The following is a 14942-nucleotide window of genomic DNA, read 5'->3' on the forward strand; positions in this document are numbered from 1 at the left end:
CGCGCCGACACAACGAGGTTGCCGTACCTATGCGCCACGCTGAAGGAGCCCGCGGTGAGTGCTGACGCCCAGATGCTCGCCTTCGATCCCGACTGCCACATCTTCTCTGGATGTGGGTTCCCGGCTCCGGGTCTCCATACGTTCATGTACGAGCCCCTCTTCACGGTGGGCGGCTTCGAGTTCTCGAAGCCGATGCTGCTCGCCCTGCTGGGCACCGCTGTGGTCGTCGGATTCTTCTGGGCGGCTTTCAACAAGCCCAAGCTGGTGCCGGGCAAGATGCAGATGGTCGGCGAAGCCGGTTACGACTTCGTCCGCCGCGGAATCGTCTACGAGATCATCGGCAAGAAGGACGGAGAGAAGTACGTCCCGCTGATGGTGTCGCTCTTCTTCTTCGTCTGGATTCTCAATCTCTGGTCGATCATTCCGCTCGCCCAGTTCCCGGTGACGTCGCTCATCGCCTTCCCGGCGGGGCTCGCCATCATCGTGTACGTCCTGTGGGTCGGCCTGACCTTCAAGACGCACGGATTCGTCGGCGGCTGGAAGAACATCACCGGCTACGACAAGTCGCTCGGCGCGGTACTGCCGCTCGTCGTCGTGATCGAGTTCTTCTCGAACCTGCTGATCCGCCCGTTCACGCACGCGGTCCGGCTGTTCGCGAACATGTTCGCCGGCCACCTGCTGATCGTGATGTTCACGCTGGCCTCCTGGTACCTGATGAACGGCATCGGCATTGCCTACGGCAGCGTCTCGTTCGTCATGGTCCTGGTGATGACCGTGTTCGAGCTGTTCATCCAGGCCGTCCAGGCGTACGTCTTCGTGCTCCTGGCCTCCAGCTACATCCAGGGCGCGCTCGCCAAGAGCCACTGAGTCAGCCCCGCCCCAGAACCAATAGACGTCCGGTGGCCAACCCCCACCGGTCCGTGAAAGAGAAGGAAGTAACGGCATGTCCGCTGCTCTCGAAATGGTCAACCTCGCCGCCGACGCGAAGACGAACGTCGTCGGCAACGTCGCCTCGATCGGCTACGGCCTCGCGGCGATCGGCCCCGGCGTCGGCGTCGGCATCATCTTCGGTAACGGAACCCAGGCCCTTGCCCGTCAGCCCGAAGCGGCCGGCCTGATCCGTACCAACCAGATCATGGGCTTCGCCTTCTGTGAGGCGCTCGCCCTCATCGGCATCGTCATGGGCTTCGTCTACCAGTAAGCCGGACCGTAAGCCCAACACCTTTCATGGAAGGCACTGATGTGAACGCTCTGATCCTTGCGCAGGCGGAGGAGCCTCAGAATCCTCTCGTCCCGCATCTCGACGAGCTTGTCATCGGCCTGATCGCTTTCGTCATCGTCTTCGGCTTCCTCGCTAAGAAGCTCCTCCCGAACATCAACAAGGTCCTGGAAGAGCGCCGAGAGGCCATCGAAGGTGGCATCGAGAAGGCCGACGCGGCCAAGATCGAAGCCGAAAGCGTGCTTGAGCAGTACAAGGCTCAGCTCGCCGAGGCCCGTCATGAGGCTGCCCGGATGCGCCAGGAGGCGACCGAGCAGGGTGCCGCGATCATCCAGGAGATGAAAGCGGAAGGCCAGCGGCAGCGCGAGGAGATCATCGCGGCCGGTCACGCCCAGATCGAGGCCGACCGGAAGGCCGCGGCCGCGGCGCTGCGCCAGGACGTGGGCAAGCTCGCCACCGACCTGGCCGGCCGGCTGGTCGGCGAGTCCCTTGAGGACCACGCCCGGCAGAGCCGCACCGTCGACCGCTTCCTCGATGGACTTGAGGACAGTGCTTCGAAGGCCGAGGCAACCCGATGAAGGCGCTGCGCGGCGCGAGCCGCGAGGCCCTGGCTGCCGCACGCGAGTCTCTGGACGCGCTGACCGACAACACCTCGGTCGATGCTGCCAAGCTCGCGGAGGAGCTGGCCTCCGTCACCGCGCTGCTTCACCGTGAGGTGTCGCTGCGTCGGGTCCTGACCGACCCGGCGCAGTCCGGCGAGGCCAAGGCCGAACTGGCCGGGCGGCTGCTGACCGGGCAGGTGGGCGGCGTGGCCGTCGACCTGATCTCGGGCATGGTCCGTTCGCGCTGGTCACGGTCGCGCGACCTGGTCGACTCGCTTGAGGAACTGGCGGCTGCCGCCGACCTCACCGCGGCGCAGCGAGCCGGTGTGCTCGACGGTGTCGAGGACGAGCTCTTCAGGTTCGGCCGGATCGTCGCCTCCAGCACCGGGCTCCGGTCCGCGCTGACCGACAAGTCGGCGCCCGCCTCCGCCAAGGGCGCGCTGCTGCGCTCCCTGCTCGGCGGCAAGGCCAACCCGATCAGCGAGCGGCTGGTAGTCCGTCTTGTTACCGAGCCGCGGGGACGTAGCCTGGAGGCGGGACTCGAATCCCTGTCCCGGCTCGCCGCGGCGCGCCGGGACCGTACGGTCGCGGTGGTCACCTCGGCGGCGCCGCTGACCGAACAGCAGAAGCAGCGCCTCGGCGCAGGGCTGGCTCGGATCTACGGCCGCGAGATGCACCTCAACCTCGACGTGGACCCCGAGGTACTCGGCGGAATCCAGGTGCGCGTGGGTGACGAGATCATCAACGGCACCATCGCGGAGCGTCTCGACGAGGCCACCCGCCGCATGGCGGGCTGACCCGGTCGGCTGAGCAGTCGGCTGACCAGCCACCAACTGAACAAGCAGGATCAGCGGCCCGGTTGGGCCGTGCAGAGATTGCAGAAGATTCCTGGGGGTCGGCCCCCAGACCCCTTAAGAAACTTCGGGCCCAACAAGGAGAGCAGGGAACCCAGATGGCGGAGCTCACGATCCGGCCGGAGGAGATCCGGGACGCGCTGGAGAACTTTGTCCAGTCGTACCAGCCGGACGCGGCCTCGCGCGAGGAGGTCGGGACGGTCAGCGTTGCCGGCGACGGCATCGCGAAGGTCGAGGGCCTTCCCTCGGCCATGGCGAACGAGCTGCTGAAGTTCGAGGACGGCACCCTCGGTCTCGCCCTCAACCTCGAGGAGCGCGAGATCGGTGTCGTCGTCCTCGGCGAGTTCAGCGGTATCGAGGAGGGCCAGCCGGTGCGACGCACCGGTGAGGTGCTCTCCGTAGGCGTCGGCGAGGGCTACCTCGGCCGCGTTGTCGACCCGCTCGGCAACCCGATCGACGGCCTCGGCGAGATCGCGACCGACAGTCGCCGTGCCCTGGAGCTGCAGGCTCCGGGCGTCATGGTCCGTAAGTCGGTGCACGAGCCGATGCAGACCGGCTACAAGGCTGTCGACGCCATGGTGCCGATCGGCCGCGGCCAGCGTCAGCTGGTCATCGGCGACCGGCAGACCGGCAAGACCGCTCTGGCCGTCGACACGATCATCAACCAGCGTGACAACTGGCGCTCGGGCGACACGAAGAAGCAGGTCCGCTGCATCTACGTCGCCATCGGCCAGAAGGGCTCCACCATCGCGTCCGTGCGCGGTGCGCTGGAGGAGGCGGGCGCTCTTGAGTACACGACGATCGTTGCGGCTCCGGCGTCCGACCCGGCCGGCTTCAAGTACCTCGCCCCGTACACCGGTTCGGCCATCGGCCAGCACTGGATGTACGACGGCAAGCACGTCCTGATCATCTTTGACGACCTGTCGAAGCAGGCCGACGCCTACCGCGCCGTGTCGCTGCTGCTGCGCCGTCCGCCGGGCCGCGAGGCCTACCCGGGCGACGTCTTCTACCTGCACTCGCGTCTGCTCGAGCGCTGCGCGAAGCTGTCGGACGAGATGGGCGCCGGTTCGATGACCGGTCTGCCGATCGTCGAGACCAAGGCGAACGACGTGTCGGCGTTCATCCCGACCAACGTCATCTCCATCACCGACGGCCAGTGCTTCCTGGAGTCCGACCTGTTCAACGCCGGCCAGCGGCCCGCGCTGAACGTCGGTATCTCGGTCTCCCGCGTCGGTGGCTCCGCCCAGCACAAGGCCATGAAGCAGGTTTCCGGCCGACTGCGTGTGGACCTCGCCCAGTACCGCGAGCTGGAGGCGTTCGCCGCCTTCGGTTCCGACCTGGACGCGTCCTCCAAGGCGCAGATGGAGCGCGGCAAGCGCATGGTCGAGCTGCTCAAGCAGGGCCAGTACCAGCCCATGCCGATCGAGGAGCAGGTCGTCTCCGTCTGGGCCGGCACCACCGGCAAGATGGACGACGTCCCGGTCGAGGACATCCGCCGCTTCGAGACCGAGCTGCTGGAGTACCTGCGCCGCGAGCGCAAGGAGCTCCTGACCAGCATCGTCGAGGGCGGCAAGATGTCCGACGACACGACGCAGGCAATCGCGGACGCGATCACCGCCTTCAAGCGGCAGTTCGAGACCGCGGACGGCAAGCTCCTGGGCGAAGACGCTCCGGTCAGCACGGCCAAGTGACGACGGAAGGGACCTGACTCATGGGAGCCCAGCTCCGGGTCTACAAGCGTCGCATCAAATCCGTCACCGCGACCAAGAAGATCACCAAGGCGATGGAGATGATCGCCGCCTCGCGCATCGTCAAGGCGCAGCGCCAGGTGGCGGCCTCCACGCCGTACGCGACGGAGCTCACCCGTGCCGTCACGGCCGTGGCGACCGGGTCGAACACCAAGCACCCGCTGACCACCGAGGCGGACGCGCCGCGCCGCGCCGCGGTCCTGCTCATCACGAGCGACCGCGGTCTGGCCGGCGGCTACTCGGCCAACGCCATCAAGGCGGCGGAGCAGCTCACCGAGCGGCTCCGGGGCGAGGGCAAGGAGGTCGACACGTACATCGTCGGCCGCAAGGGTGTCGCCTACTACGGCTTCCGTGAGCGCAAGATCGCGGAGTCGTGGACGGGTTTCACCGACAGCCCGACGTACGCGGACGCCAAGAGCATCTCCGCCCCGCTGATCGAGGCCGTTCAGCGGGACACGGACGAGGGCGGCGTGGACGAGCTCCACATCGTCTTCACCGAGTTCATCTCGATGCTGACGCAGACGCCGGTGCAGAACCGGCTGCTGCCGCTCAGCCTTGAGGAGGCGGCCGGGTCTGTGTCGTCAGCGGCTGACGCCGCGGGCACCGCCAAGGGCGAGATCCTTCCGCTGTTCGACTTCGAGCCGTCGGCGGAGGACGTCCTCGACGCTCTGCTGCCGCGGTACGTCGAAAGCCGTATCTACAACGCGCTGCTCCAGGCCGCCGCTTCCAAGCACGCTGCCACCCGCCGCGCGATGAAGTCGGCGACCGACAACGCCGGGGACCTCATCAAGAGTCTTTCCCGGCTTGCCAACGCGGCCCGCCAGGCCGAAATCACACAGGAAATCAGCGAGATCGTCGGTGGCTCTAGCGCCCTGGCCGACGCGACCGCGGGGAGTGACAGGTAAATGACGACGACTACCGAGAATGCTGTGACGGCCGCCGCCACGGGCCGCGTGGCCCGGGTCATCGGCCCGGTCGTCGACGTGGAGTTCCCCGTCGACGCGATGCCGGAGATCTACAACGCGCTGACCGTTGAGGTGGCCGACCCGGCCGAGAACGGCAAGCTCAAGAAGCTGACCATGGAAGTCGCCCAGCACCTGGGCGAGGGCCTGGTCCGCGCGATCTCGATGCAGCCCACCGACGGTCTGGTACGCCAGGCCACGGTGACCAACACCGGCAACGGCATCATGGTGCCGGTCGGCGACGTCACCAAGGGCAAGGTGTTCAACACGCTCGGCGAGGTGCTGAACGCCCCCGAGGGCAGTGTCGAGATCACCGAGCGGTGGCCCATCCACCGCAAGGCCCCGAGGTTCGACGAGCTCGAGTCGAAGACCGAGATGTTCGGGACCGGCGTCAAGGTCATCGACCTGCTCACCCCGTACGTCAAGGGTGGCAAGATCGGCCTGTTCGGCGGCGCGGGCGTCGGCAAGACGGTGCTCATCCAGGAGATGATCTACCGTGTCGCCAACCTGCACGAGGGTGTGTCGGTGTTCGCGGGCGTCGGTGAGCGTACCCGTGAGGGCAACGACCTCATCGAGGAGATGACCGAGTCCGGCGTCATCGACAAGACGGCGCTTGTCTTCGGCCAGATGGACGAGCCGCCGGGCACGCGTCTGCGCGTCGCCCTGTCCGCCCTGACCATGGCGGAGTACTTCCGCGATGTGCAGAAGCAGGACGTGCTGCTCTTCATCGACAACATCTTCCGGTTCACCCAGGCGGGCTCGGAGGTGTCCACCCTGCTCGGCCGTATGCCGTCCGCGGTGGGTTACCAGCCGAACCTGGCCGACGAGATGGGCATCCTGCAGGAGCGCATCACCTCGACGCGTGGTCACTCGATCACGTCGATGCAGGCGATCTACGTTCCCGCGGACGACCTGACCGACCCGGCTCCGGCCACCACCTTCGCCCACCTCGACGCGACGACGGTGCTTTCCCGTCCGATCTCCGAGAAGGGCATCTACCCGGCCGTGGACCCGCTGGACTCCACGTCCCGGATCCTGGACCCGCGCTACATCACGCAGGAGCACTACGACACGGCGACCCGTGTCAAGGGGATTCTGCAGAAGTACAAGGACCTCCAGGACATCATCGCGATCCTGGGCATCGACGAGCTGGGCGAAGAGGACAAGCTCGTTGTCCACCGCGCCCGTCGCGTCGAGCGCTTCCTGTCGCAGAACACGCACGTCGCCAAGCAGTTCACCGGCGTGGACGGTTCGGACGTACCGCTCGACGAGTCGATCGCCGGGTTCAACGCGATCTGCAATGGTGAGTACGACCACTTCCCCGAGCAGGCGTTCTTCATGTGCGGTGGCATCGAGGACGTCAAGGCGAAGGCCAAGGAGCTCGGCGTCTCCTGAGTCCCATGACTCGTGAAGAGGGGCGGGTGCGTCCCGCCCCTCTTCGTACGCCCTCTAGAATTGACCCAACACCCGGCAGAACCGCCGGGTGGTGACCCGAGGAGCCACCCTTGGCTGCTGAGCTGCATGTCGAGCTGGTCGCCGCTGACCGGCAGGTCTGGTCCGGCGAGGCCACCCTGGTCGTCGCGCGCACCGCGTCCGGCGACATCGGCGTCATGCCCGGTCACCAGCCGCTGCTCGGTGTGCTGGAGTCGGGCCCGGTGACGATCCGTACCAAGACCGCGGACGGCGCCGGAACCGTCGTCGCCGCGGTACACGGCGGATTCATCTCCTTCGCCGACAACAAGCTGTCGCTGCTGGCGGAGATCGCCGAGCTGGCCGACGAGATCGATGTCCAGCGTGCCGAGCGTGCGCTGGAGCGCGCCCAGTCGGAGACGGACGCCGCCGCTGAGCGGCGCGCCGATGTCCGGCTGCGTGCGGTGGCGGTGCGCTAGGCGCCCCGCGACAGGTTTTCGACTCAGCCGCGGCCCGGGCTGGACTTCTCCAGACCGTGCCGCGGCTGAGGCAATGCAGGTGAAGGTTGCGAGTGAGTACGAGTAATCCCGTTACTGGACGACGCGAGGAGGTCGGTGGAGATGTTCCTCGCTCTTCTTGTGGGCGGCCTGATCGTCGCACTGGTAGTGGTCGGGCTTTTCGTTTTCGGGTTGCGCAGGCGGCTGATCCAGCGCTCGGGCGGCACCTTCGACTGCAGCCTCCGCTGGAACATCCCGGAGAAGGAGACGGACTTCTCCGGTAAGGGGTGGGTATACGGGGTCGCCCGCTACAGCGGTGACCGGATCGAGTGGTTCCGGGTCTTCTCGTACTCACCCCGCCCGCGCCGGGCCCTGGAGCGCTCGGCGATCGAGGTCGTCGCGCGCCGGACGCCCGAGGGCGAGGAGGAGCTGGCGCTGCTCTCCGACGCGGTGGTGCTGGGCTGCTCGCACCGCGGGACGCGGCTGGAGCTGGCGATGAGCGAGGACGCGCTGACAGGCTTTCTCGCCTGGCTGGAGGCTGCGCCGCCGGGCCAGAGAGTCAATGTCGCCTAGGTCCTGTCCGGGCGATCTTCGAGGATCAGCCCGCGGCGTCAGATGCGGTGCATCGCAAGGCGGTGGGGGCACCCCCAGGCGAAGCTCTGGGGGAGTACTTGGGCGACTCCGACAACACAGCGAGGTGCCGTAGCTGTCGTCGCGGGCCCGACAAGATCGCCCGGACAGGGCCTAAGACCTGAGTACGTGAAAGGGCCCGGGAGATCGAATCTCCCGGGCCCTTTCGTCTGTTCGGTTACCGCTACTTCAGGCCGTCTACTTCAGACCGTTGCTGACCGCGGTCGCCAGCTCACCACTGGTGGTGTCGCCACTGAATTCCCAGTAGAACGCGCCTCGCAGGCCCTGGTTCTTCACGTAGGTCATCTTTCCGGCGATGGTGGCCGGGGTGTCATAGCTCCACCACTGGTTGCCGCAGTGCGCGTACGCCGTGCCGGCGATTGTGCCGGTCGCCGGGCACTTGGCCTTGAGCTCCTTGTAGTCGTCGATGCCCTGCTCGTACTTTCCGGGGGCGGGGCCGGTGGCCGCGCCGCCGGGCGCCGACTGGGTGACGCCGGTCCAGCCGCGGCCGTAGAAGCCGATGCCCAGGTTCAGCTTGCTGCCCGGGATGCCCTTGGACTTGAGCTTCTGGATGGCCGCGTCCGAGTTGAAGCCCGCCGCCGGAATGCCGGTGTACGAGGTGAGCGGGGAGTGCGGGGCGGTCGGGCCGTCCGCGTCGAAGGCGCCGAAGTAGTCGTAGGTCATGACGTTGTAGAAGTCGAGGTACTGGGCCGCCCCGGCGTAGTCGGCGACATCGAGCTTGCCGCCGCTGCTGCCGTCGGCGGTGATGGCCGCGGTGACCAGGTTGCTCGTGCCGAACTTGGCGCGCATCGCCTGCATCATGTTCTTCAGCGGCGCGGGGCCGCTGGTGTCGCAGGTCAGACCGCAGGAGTTGGGGTACTCCCAGTCCAGGTCGATGCCGTCGAAGACATCGGCCCAGCGCGGGTCCTCCACCAGGTCGTAGCAGGACTGGGCGAAGGCGGCCGGGTTCTGCGCCGCCTGGGGGAAGCCGCCGGACCAGGTCCAACCGCCGAAGGACCAGAGGACCTTGATGTTGGGGTACTGCTTCTTCAGCTTGCGCAGCTGGTTGAAGCTGCCGCGCAGCGGCGCGTCCCAGGCGTCGGCGACGCCGTCCACGCTCTCGGCCGCCGTGTAGGACCTCTCGTAGTCGGCGAAGGGGTCGCCGACCGTGCACTTGCCGTTCTGCACATTGCCGAAGGCGAAGTTGATGTGCGTGATCTTGGCGGCGGTGCCGCTGGTGACCAGGTTCTTGACGTGGTAGTTACGGCCGTAGACGCCCCACTCGGTGAAGTAGCCGAGCTTGACCTTGGCGCCGGGGTCGGGGTTGGTCCCGCCCGTGGTGCGCACCGCGCGGGCACCGCTGACGGGTCCCATCTGGTCCGTGGTGTCACGCGCCTGAACGGTGTACGAGTAGTCCGTGCCCGCCGTCAGGCCGGTGCTCGTGTACGTCGTCCCGGTCACCGTCGCGACCTTGGCGCCGTTGCGCAGGACGTCGTAGTTCTTGACGCCCTTGTCGTCGGTGGCCGCCGCCCAGGACAGCGTGACCGCGGTGTTGGTGATGTTGCTCGCGGTCGGGGTGCCGGGTGCGGAGGGCGGGTTGTCGCCGGGGACGGTGCCGCCGTCGCAGGAAGCTCCGTTGATCTTGCAGCCGGAGGGTGAGCCGGTGCCCGCGCCGTTGAAGCCGAAGGATATGGAGGCGCCGGGGGCGAGGGAGCCGTTCCAGCTCTTGTTCTTGCCGGTCCAGTGGTTGCCGGAGCCGGTGACATCGGCGTCCCAGGCGGAGGTGACGGACGTGCCCGTGGGGTAGTCCCACTCGACGGTCCAGGAGCTGACGGTGGTGGTGCCGGTGTTGCGTACCGTCCACTTGCCCTCGAAGCCGGTACCCCAGTCGGAGACTTTGGTGTACGTGGCGGTTGCCGAGGTGGCGGCTTCGGCGGGGGAGGCGAGGCCGACCATGGCGGCGAGGGGAAGCAGCAGCGCGGTCAGGCCCGCGACAGCTCTGGAGCTGAACTTTTGTCTCAGCGGGGGGATGTGGGTGCTCAAGGGTGCTCCTCGAGTTGCGGACGGACATTCGGGGTCATCCGTGAAGTTCCGTTAACTGCGCACCCTGCGAGGGCTCTCCGCAGCGTGTGCGGCGAGAGTAGAGAGGTCTGGACCAATCGTCAATAGGTCCAGACCAAAGGTGTTACGGAGTGGGGAGTGTTTCAGACGCCCAACTCCTGTGCCAGTACGGCCGCCTGCATCCGGCTGCGCAGCTCCAGCTTGCCCAGCAGCCTGCTCACATGGGTCTTCACCGTGGCTTCCGCCATGTCCAGCCGTACCGCGATCTCGGCGTTCGACAGGCCCTCACCGAGGCAGGACAGCACTTCGCGCTCGCGCCGGGTCAGCGCGTCGAGGACCGCGGGAGCGGGCGCATCGGCCGACCGTACAGGCCGTGCTGCCGCGAACTCCGCGATCAGGCGGCGGGTGACGGCCGGGGCGATCATCCCCTCGCCGCGCGCCACCGTACGTACCGCTTCGAGCAGGTCCCTGGCCTCGGCGTTCTTCAGCAGAAAGCCCGCCGCTCCGGCCCGCAGCGCCCCGAAGACGTACTCGTCCAGATCGAACGTGGTCAGTACGAGTACGTCGGCGAGCTGCTCTGAGACGACCTGCCGGGTCGCCGACACCCCGTCGAGGCGCGGCATCTGAATATCCATCAGCACCAGATCGGGGCGCAGTTCACGGGCGAGCCGCACCGCCTCCTCACCGTCGGCCGCCTCGGCGACGACCTCGATGTCCGGCGCGCTGCGCAGGATCAGAACCAGACCGGCGCGTACGGAGCTCTGGTCCTCCGCGACCACTACCCGGATCGTCACGCCTTCCCACTCCCTTCGCCCAGCGGCAGCTCGGCCCGTACCCGCCAGATCTTGGCGCCGTCTGCGGTGGTGACGGGCCCGGATTCGAACGCCCCGTCCAGCAGCGCCACCCGCTCGCGCATGCCGATGAGGCCCGCCCCGGAGCCGGGCGCGCGCGGGCCCGGCCGGTCGCCGCCGTACGGGCTGGTGACGCCCACGGTCAGCATGCGTCCGTCCTGGTCCAGCGCGACCGCGACCGTGCCGGGCGATGCGTGCTTGAGGGCATTGGTCAGCGACTCCTGGATGATGCGGTACGCCGCGAGCTCGACCGGCGCGGGCAGCGGCGGGCTCTCCTCGCGGGTGTCGGTGAGCGTGAACTCCAGACCACTGGCGGCGCCGCTGGTGCGCGCCTGCGCCAGCAGCGCGTCGACGCCGGCGAGGGTCGGCGTCGACGCGCTGCCGGCGGGCTCGGCGCCACTGTCCCGCAGCAGTCCGATCAGGCGGCGCATCTCGGCGAGACCGTCGACGCTGTTCTCGCGGATGACGGCGAGCGCGTCGCGCGTCGTCCTCGGATCGTCGAGGGAGAGCGCGGCGGTGGAGTGGATCGCGATCGCGGAGAGGTGGTTGGCGACCATGTCGTGCAGCTCCCTGGCCATCCGGGCGCGCTCGGCGGTCACCGCCTGCGTACGGTCCATCTCGGCCAGCAGAGCGGTCTGCTCGGCGCGTAGCCTGGCCGCCTCGGCGGCGTCGCGGTGGGTGCGTACGACCACGCCTGTCCAGGCGGGAGCCACCGTCACGACCGCGAAGGCAAGGCCGAGCAGTACGGCCTCTACCTGCTGGTAGACGACGAGCACGGTGGCGGTGAAGGCGGCGGTGGCGACCATGGACACGGCGGGGATACGGCGTGCGGCGGCCGGAGTCCCGTAGAGCACCGCCGCGTACACCAGGTCGGTGAACATCGCGATCGTGGCGATGTTCCCTTCGGTGAACTGGTCGGCGGCCAGCATCGGACAGCCGATGGCGAGCGCGGCGTTCGGCATGGTCCGGCGCAGCAGCTCGGCCGCGCTCACCGCGGCCAGCGGCAGCAGCGCGAGCCAGCGCGGCTCGAAGCCCTGCTCGGGGTGAATGTCCAGGCCGAGTGCCCACAGCAGCAGGCCGCCGAGAAGCCCGCCGACGGCGATGAGCACATCGTCGCGGTGCGGGCGGTGGACTGTGGTGGTCACCTGACCATCAAACACGGTGGGCGGCACGCGGGCGTCCCCGTCCGGGCGGGCCGACCGCGGCGGCACTACATCGAAGGATGCAGTGCCGATTCGTCACCGCCGACGACGATTCGTGGCGAGTGGGACGGAAGGCTGGAGGGGAACCGAAAGGAGAGTTCCGTGATCGTCACGCTGATCGTGATCTGTGAGGTCGGCTTCTGGGTACTGCTGGCGGCCGGGCTGGCCCTGCGCTACGTGGCGAAGAAGCCGCGCCTGGGCGCGGCGGTGCTGCTGCTGGAGCCGCTGCTTGAGGTCGTCCTGCTGGTTGTGACCGCGATCGATCTCAAGAACGGAGCCGAGCCGGACTGGAAGCACGGTCTCGCCGCCGTCTACATCGGCTACACCGTGGGCCTGGGCCACTACACGATCAAGTGGATCGACGCCCGCGTCGCACACCGCTTCGTGGGCGGCCCGCCGCCGGTCGTGCGGCCGAAGTACGGCGTCGGCCGCATGATCCACGAGTGGAAGACGGCGGCTCGGTGGACGGCGGGGGCGCTGGTGGCGATGGGGCTGCTGCAGGCGGCGATCTGGTACGTGGGCGGGGACGGGGACGTGGGGTCGCTGCGGATGTGGCAGGAGAAGATGCTGTTTGTGATCGGCATCAATGTGGTCATTGCCGTGGGCTACACGGTGTTCCCGAAGAGGGAACCGGCCCGGCGCGAGCCGACGCGGGTCGAGCGCTAGCTCAACTCAAGCCTCGCTGGGGGTACCTCCCACGCCGCTAGGCGTAGGGGGAGATCGAGGCGCGGGGTCTGGGGCGGAGCCCCAGTTCGGGTCAGCGTTCGCCGCCCGGCACCCACAGCACATCCCCCACCTCCTTGTTCGCCGTCCGCGCCAGGATGAACAACAGATCCGACAGCCGGTTCAGATACGTCGCCGTGAGGGCGTTCATCGTCTCCCCGTACACCTCCATCGCCGCCCACGTCGACCGCTCCGCCCTCCGCACCACCGTGCACGCCTGGTGCAGCAGCGCCGCCCCCGCCGTACCCCCCGGCAGGATGAAGCTCCGCAGCTTCTCCAGCTCCTCGTTGAAGCGGTCGCAGTCCGCCTCCAGCTTGTCGATGTAGAACTGCTCCACCCGCAGCGGCGGGTACTTCGGCTCCTCCACCACCGGCGTGGACAGATCCGCGCCCACGTCGAAGAGGTCGTTCTGGACACGGACGAGGACCTTGACGACCTCCTCGTCCAACCCGCCGAGCGCGATGGCCGTGCCGATGGCGGCATTGGCCTCATTGGCGTCGGCGTACGCGGCGATCCGCGGATCGGTCTTGGCGGTGCGGCTCATATCGCCGAGGGCGGTCGTGCCCTGGTCGCCGGTACGGGTGTAGATGCGCGTCAGATGGACCATACGGCCAGCCTAGTTACGCCCCGGCCCGGCGGAAGACGCGTGTGCCCACTGTCACGGACACCAGAACCAGCGCGAGGGCCATCAGCACGCCGTACAGCATGGCCGTCCCCGCGTAGTCGCCGACATACCCGGCCCGGATCGCGTCCACCAGATAGCGGAACGGCATGAAGTGCGACAGCACATCCAGCCAGCCCGGCGCGAGCGCCATCGGCAGCATCAGCCCGGAGAGCAGCATCGACGGCATCGACACCGCGTTGATGACCGGACCGAACTCCTGCGGCTGGGAGACCTTCATCGCCAGCGCGTACGACAGCGAGGCAAGCGAGATCGTCAGCACGGCCACGAACACGAAGCCGATGAGGATGCCGCCCAACGGCGCCCGCAGCCCCATCACCAGCGCGGCCAGCACCAGCAGCACAGCCTGGAAGACGAAGAGTGCGGCGTCCCGCAGCACCCGGCCCAGCAGCAGGGCGAGGCGGCTGACGGGCGTCACCCGCATCCGCTCCACCACCCCCCACTGCTTCTCGACGATGACCGCGAATCCGGCGAACGAGGCACCGAACAAGCCGAGTTGGAGCAGCAGTCCCGGCACCAGAACCTGCCAGGAGTCTCCCTTGGAGGCGAGCGGTAGATCGGACAGCAGCGGCCCGAAGAAGAGCAGATAGAGCAGTGGCATCAGGATGCCGAAGAGGATCTGGAATTTGGAGCGCAGGGTTACGCGGGCGTACCGCCCGAAGATCAGCGCGGTGTCGGAGAGAAGTACGGGCACGGGGGAGTCCTAAACAGCGAGGGGAACGGGGGCGTCCGCGGGCGCGATGGCGCGCCCGGTGATCGCGAGGAAGGTGTCCTGGAGTGACGCGTCGATCGACCCGCCGTACTGGAGCTTGAGCGCGCTCGGCGTGCCCTCGGCGACCACGACGCCCTTGTCGACGACGACGAGCCGGTCGGAGAGCGCGTCCGCCTCGTCGAGGTAGTGCGTCGTAAGGAAGACAGTGGTGCCGTGCTGCTCGCGGATACGGCGCACCAGCTGCCACAGGTCGGCCCGGCTGCCCGGGTCGAGCCCGGTGGTCGGCTCGTCCAGGAAGAGCACCTCGGGCCGGTGGGTCAGCCCCAGCGCGATGTCGAGCCGCCGCCGCTGCCCGCCGGACAGCGCGGCGCACTTGCGGTCCATCAGCTCCGTGAGGTCGAGGTCGCGCGCCAGCTCGTCGGCGCGGGCGGCGGCCTCGGTCTTCGTCAGGCGGTAGAGCCGCCCCTGGGTGACCAGCTCCTCGCGTACGGAGATGTGGAGGTCGACGCCGCCCGACTGGGCGACGTAGCCGATCTTGCCGCGTACGCCCGCGGGGTCGCGGGCCAGGTCGCACCCGGCGACCGTGGCGGCGCCGCCGGTGGGCGCCAGCAGGGTGGTGAGCATCCGCAGGGTGGTGGTCTTGCCCGCTCCGTTCGGGCCGAGGAAGCCGAGGATCTCGCCCGGCTGGACGGTGAGGTCGATACCGCGCACGGCTTCGACGGGGCCGTTCTTGGTCTGGAAGGTCCTGGCCAGTCCGGCCGTACTGATGATTGCCATGGCCTCAGAAAA

Annotated in this window: 16 protein-coding genes; 10 read left to right on the forward strand and 6 right to left on the reverse strand. The window is 68.1% G+C overall.

Going from position 1 to position 14942, the window contains the following annotated elements:
* Window positions 1–54: 54 nt before the first annotated feature.
* From atpB to ACIHCQ_RS10730, 9 genes are all read left to right on the forward strand, one after another.
* The gene (atpB, locus tag ACIHCQ_RS10690; RefSeq protein ID WP_399660150.1) at window positions 55–867 is read left to right on the forward strand and encodes a F0F1 ATP synthase subunit A; all 813 of its coding nucleotides are present in this window, start codon (window positions 55–57) and stop codon (window positions 865–867) included.
* A 76-nt stretch (window positions 868–943) separates the two neighbouring features.
* Window positions 944–1201, forward strand: a complete 258-nt coding sequence (atpE, locus tag ACIHCQ_RS10695) for an ATP synthase F0 subunit C (RefSeq protein WP_381829633.1) — start codon at window positions 944–946, stop codon at window positions 1199–1201.
* A gap of 26 nt (window positions 1202–1227) precedes the next feature.
* The gene (locus ACIHCQ_RS10700) at window positions 1228–1797 is read left to right on the forward strand and encodes a F0F1 ATP synthase subunit B (RefSeq protein ID WP_399660153.1); all 570 of its coding nucleotides are present in this window, start codon (window positions 1228–1230) and stop codon (window positions 1795–1797) included.
* 5 nt (window positions 1798–1802) lie between these two features.
* On the forward strand, window positions 1803–2618 hold the full coding sequence (locus ACIHCQ_RS10705; RefSeq protein ID WP_399660881.1) for a F0F1 ATP synthase subunit delta: 816 nt from the start codon (window positions 1803–1805) through the stop codon (window positions 2616–2618).
* Between the two features lie 155 nt (window positions 2619–2773).
* The gene (gene atpA / locus ACIHCQ_RS10710; protein ID WP_399660156.1) at window positions 2774–4366 is read left to right on the forward strand and encodes a F0F1 ATP synthase subunit alpha; all 1593 of its coding nucleotides are present in this window, start codon (window positions 2774–2776) and stop codon (window positions 4364–4366) included.
* 20 nt (window positions 4367–4386) lie between these two features.
* Window positions 4387–5328, forward strand: a complete 942-nt coding sequence (locus ACIHCQ_RS10715; RefSeq protein WP_399660159.1) for a F0F1 ATP synthase subunit gamma — start codon at window positions 4387–4389, stop codon at window positions 5326–5328.
* The gene (gene atpD, locus ACIHCQ_RS10720) at window positions 5329–6780 is read left to right on the forward strand and encodes a F0F1 ATP synthase subunit beta (protein ID WP_399660162.1); all 1452 of its coding nucleotides are present in this window, start codon (window positions 5329–5331) and stop codon (window positions 6778–6780) included.
* A 110-nt stretch (window positions 6781–6890) separates the two neighbouring features.
* Window positions 6891–7274 (forward strand): F0F1 ATP synthase subunit epsilon, encoded by a 384-nt coding sequence (locus ACIHCQ_RS10725; RefSeq protein ID WP_399660165.1) that lies wholly within the window; start codon window positions 6891–6893, stop codon window positions 7272–7274.
* Between the two features lie 141 nt (window positions 7275–7415).
* Window positions 7416–7865 (forward strand): DUF2550 domain-containing protein, encoded by a 450-nt coding sequence (locus tag ACIHCQ_RS10730; protein ID WP_399660882.1) that lies wholly within the window; start codon window positions 7416–7418, stop codon window positions 7863–7865.
* Window positions 7866–8120: 255 nt separating this feature from the next.
* On the opposite strand, the gene ACIHCQ_RS10735 is transcribed toward ACIHCQ_RS10730, so the two are convergent.
* From ACIHCQ_RS10735 to ACIHCQ_RS10745, 3 genes are all read right to left on the reverse strand, one after another.
* Window positions 8121–9965 (reverse strand): glycosyl hydrolase family 18 protein, encoded by a 1845-nt coding sequence (locus tag ACIHCQ_RS10735; RefSeq protein WP_399660168.1) that lies wholly within the window; start codon window positions 9963–9965, stop codon window positions 8121–8123.
* A 161-nt stretch (window positions 9966–10126) separates the two neighbouring features.
* Window positions 10127–10777: a response regulator gene (locus tag ACIHCQ_RS10740; RefSeq protein WP_399660172.1), complete on the reverse strand. Its 651-nt coding sequence runs from the start codon at window positions 10775–10777 to the stop codon at window positions 10127–10129.
* A complete protein-coding gene (locus ACIHCQ_RS10745; protein ID WP_399660174.1) occupies window positions 10774–11979 on the reverse strand; it encodes a sensor histidine kinase in 1206 nt (401 codons plus the stop codon). Before ACIHCQ_RS10745 ends, ACIHCQ_RS10740 begins: the two co-directional genes overlap by 4 nt.
* A gap of 159 nt (window positions 11980–12138) precedes the next feature.
* Here ACIHCQ_RS10745 and ACIHCQ_RS10750 point away from each other — a divergent pair, with 159 nt between their 5' ends.
* The gene (locus ACIHCQ_RS10750) at window positions 12139–12702 is read left to right on the forward strand and encodes a hypothetical protein (protein ID WP_399660176.1); all 564 of its coding nucleotides are present in this window, start codon (window positions 12139–12141) and stop codon (window positions 12700–12702) included.
* Window positions 12703–12793: 91 nt separating this feature from the next.
* Here the strand turns inward: ACIHCQ_RS10750 and ACIHCQ_RS10755 are convergent, their stop codons facing one another.
* Genes ACIHCQ_RS10755 through ACIHCQ_RS10765 form a run of 3 tightly spaced genes read right to left on the reverse strand, consistent with a single transcriptional unit; the run spans window position 12794 to window position 14930 of the window.
* Window positions 12794–13366 carry a cob(I)yrinic acid a,c-diamide adenosyltransferase gene (locus ACIHCQ_RS10755; protein WP_399660179.1) on the reverse strand — a complete coding sequence of 191 codons (573 nt, stop codon included), beginning with the start codon at window positions 13364–13366 and terminating at the stop codon, window positions 12794–12796.
* A gap of 13 nt (window positions 13367–13379) precedes the next feature.
* Entirely contained in the window at window positions 13380–14135 is a 756-nt protein-coding gene (locus ACIHCQ_RS10760) for an ABC transporter permease (protein ID WP_399660182.1), read from the reverse strand.
* Window positions 14136–14144: 9 nt separating this feature from the next.
* Entirely contained in the window at window positions 14145–14930 is a 786-nt protein-coding gene (locus ACIHCQ_RS10765; RefSeq protein ID WP_399660184.1) for an ABC transporter ATP-binding protein, read from the reverse strand.
* Between the last annotated feature and the right edge of the window lie 12 nt (window positions 14931–14942).

This window comes from Streptomyces sp. NPDC052236, from assembly GCF_044548015.1.
Classification (GTDB): Bacteria; Actinomycetota; Actinomycetes; order Streptomycetales; family Streptomycetaceae; genus Streptomyces.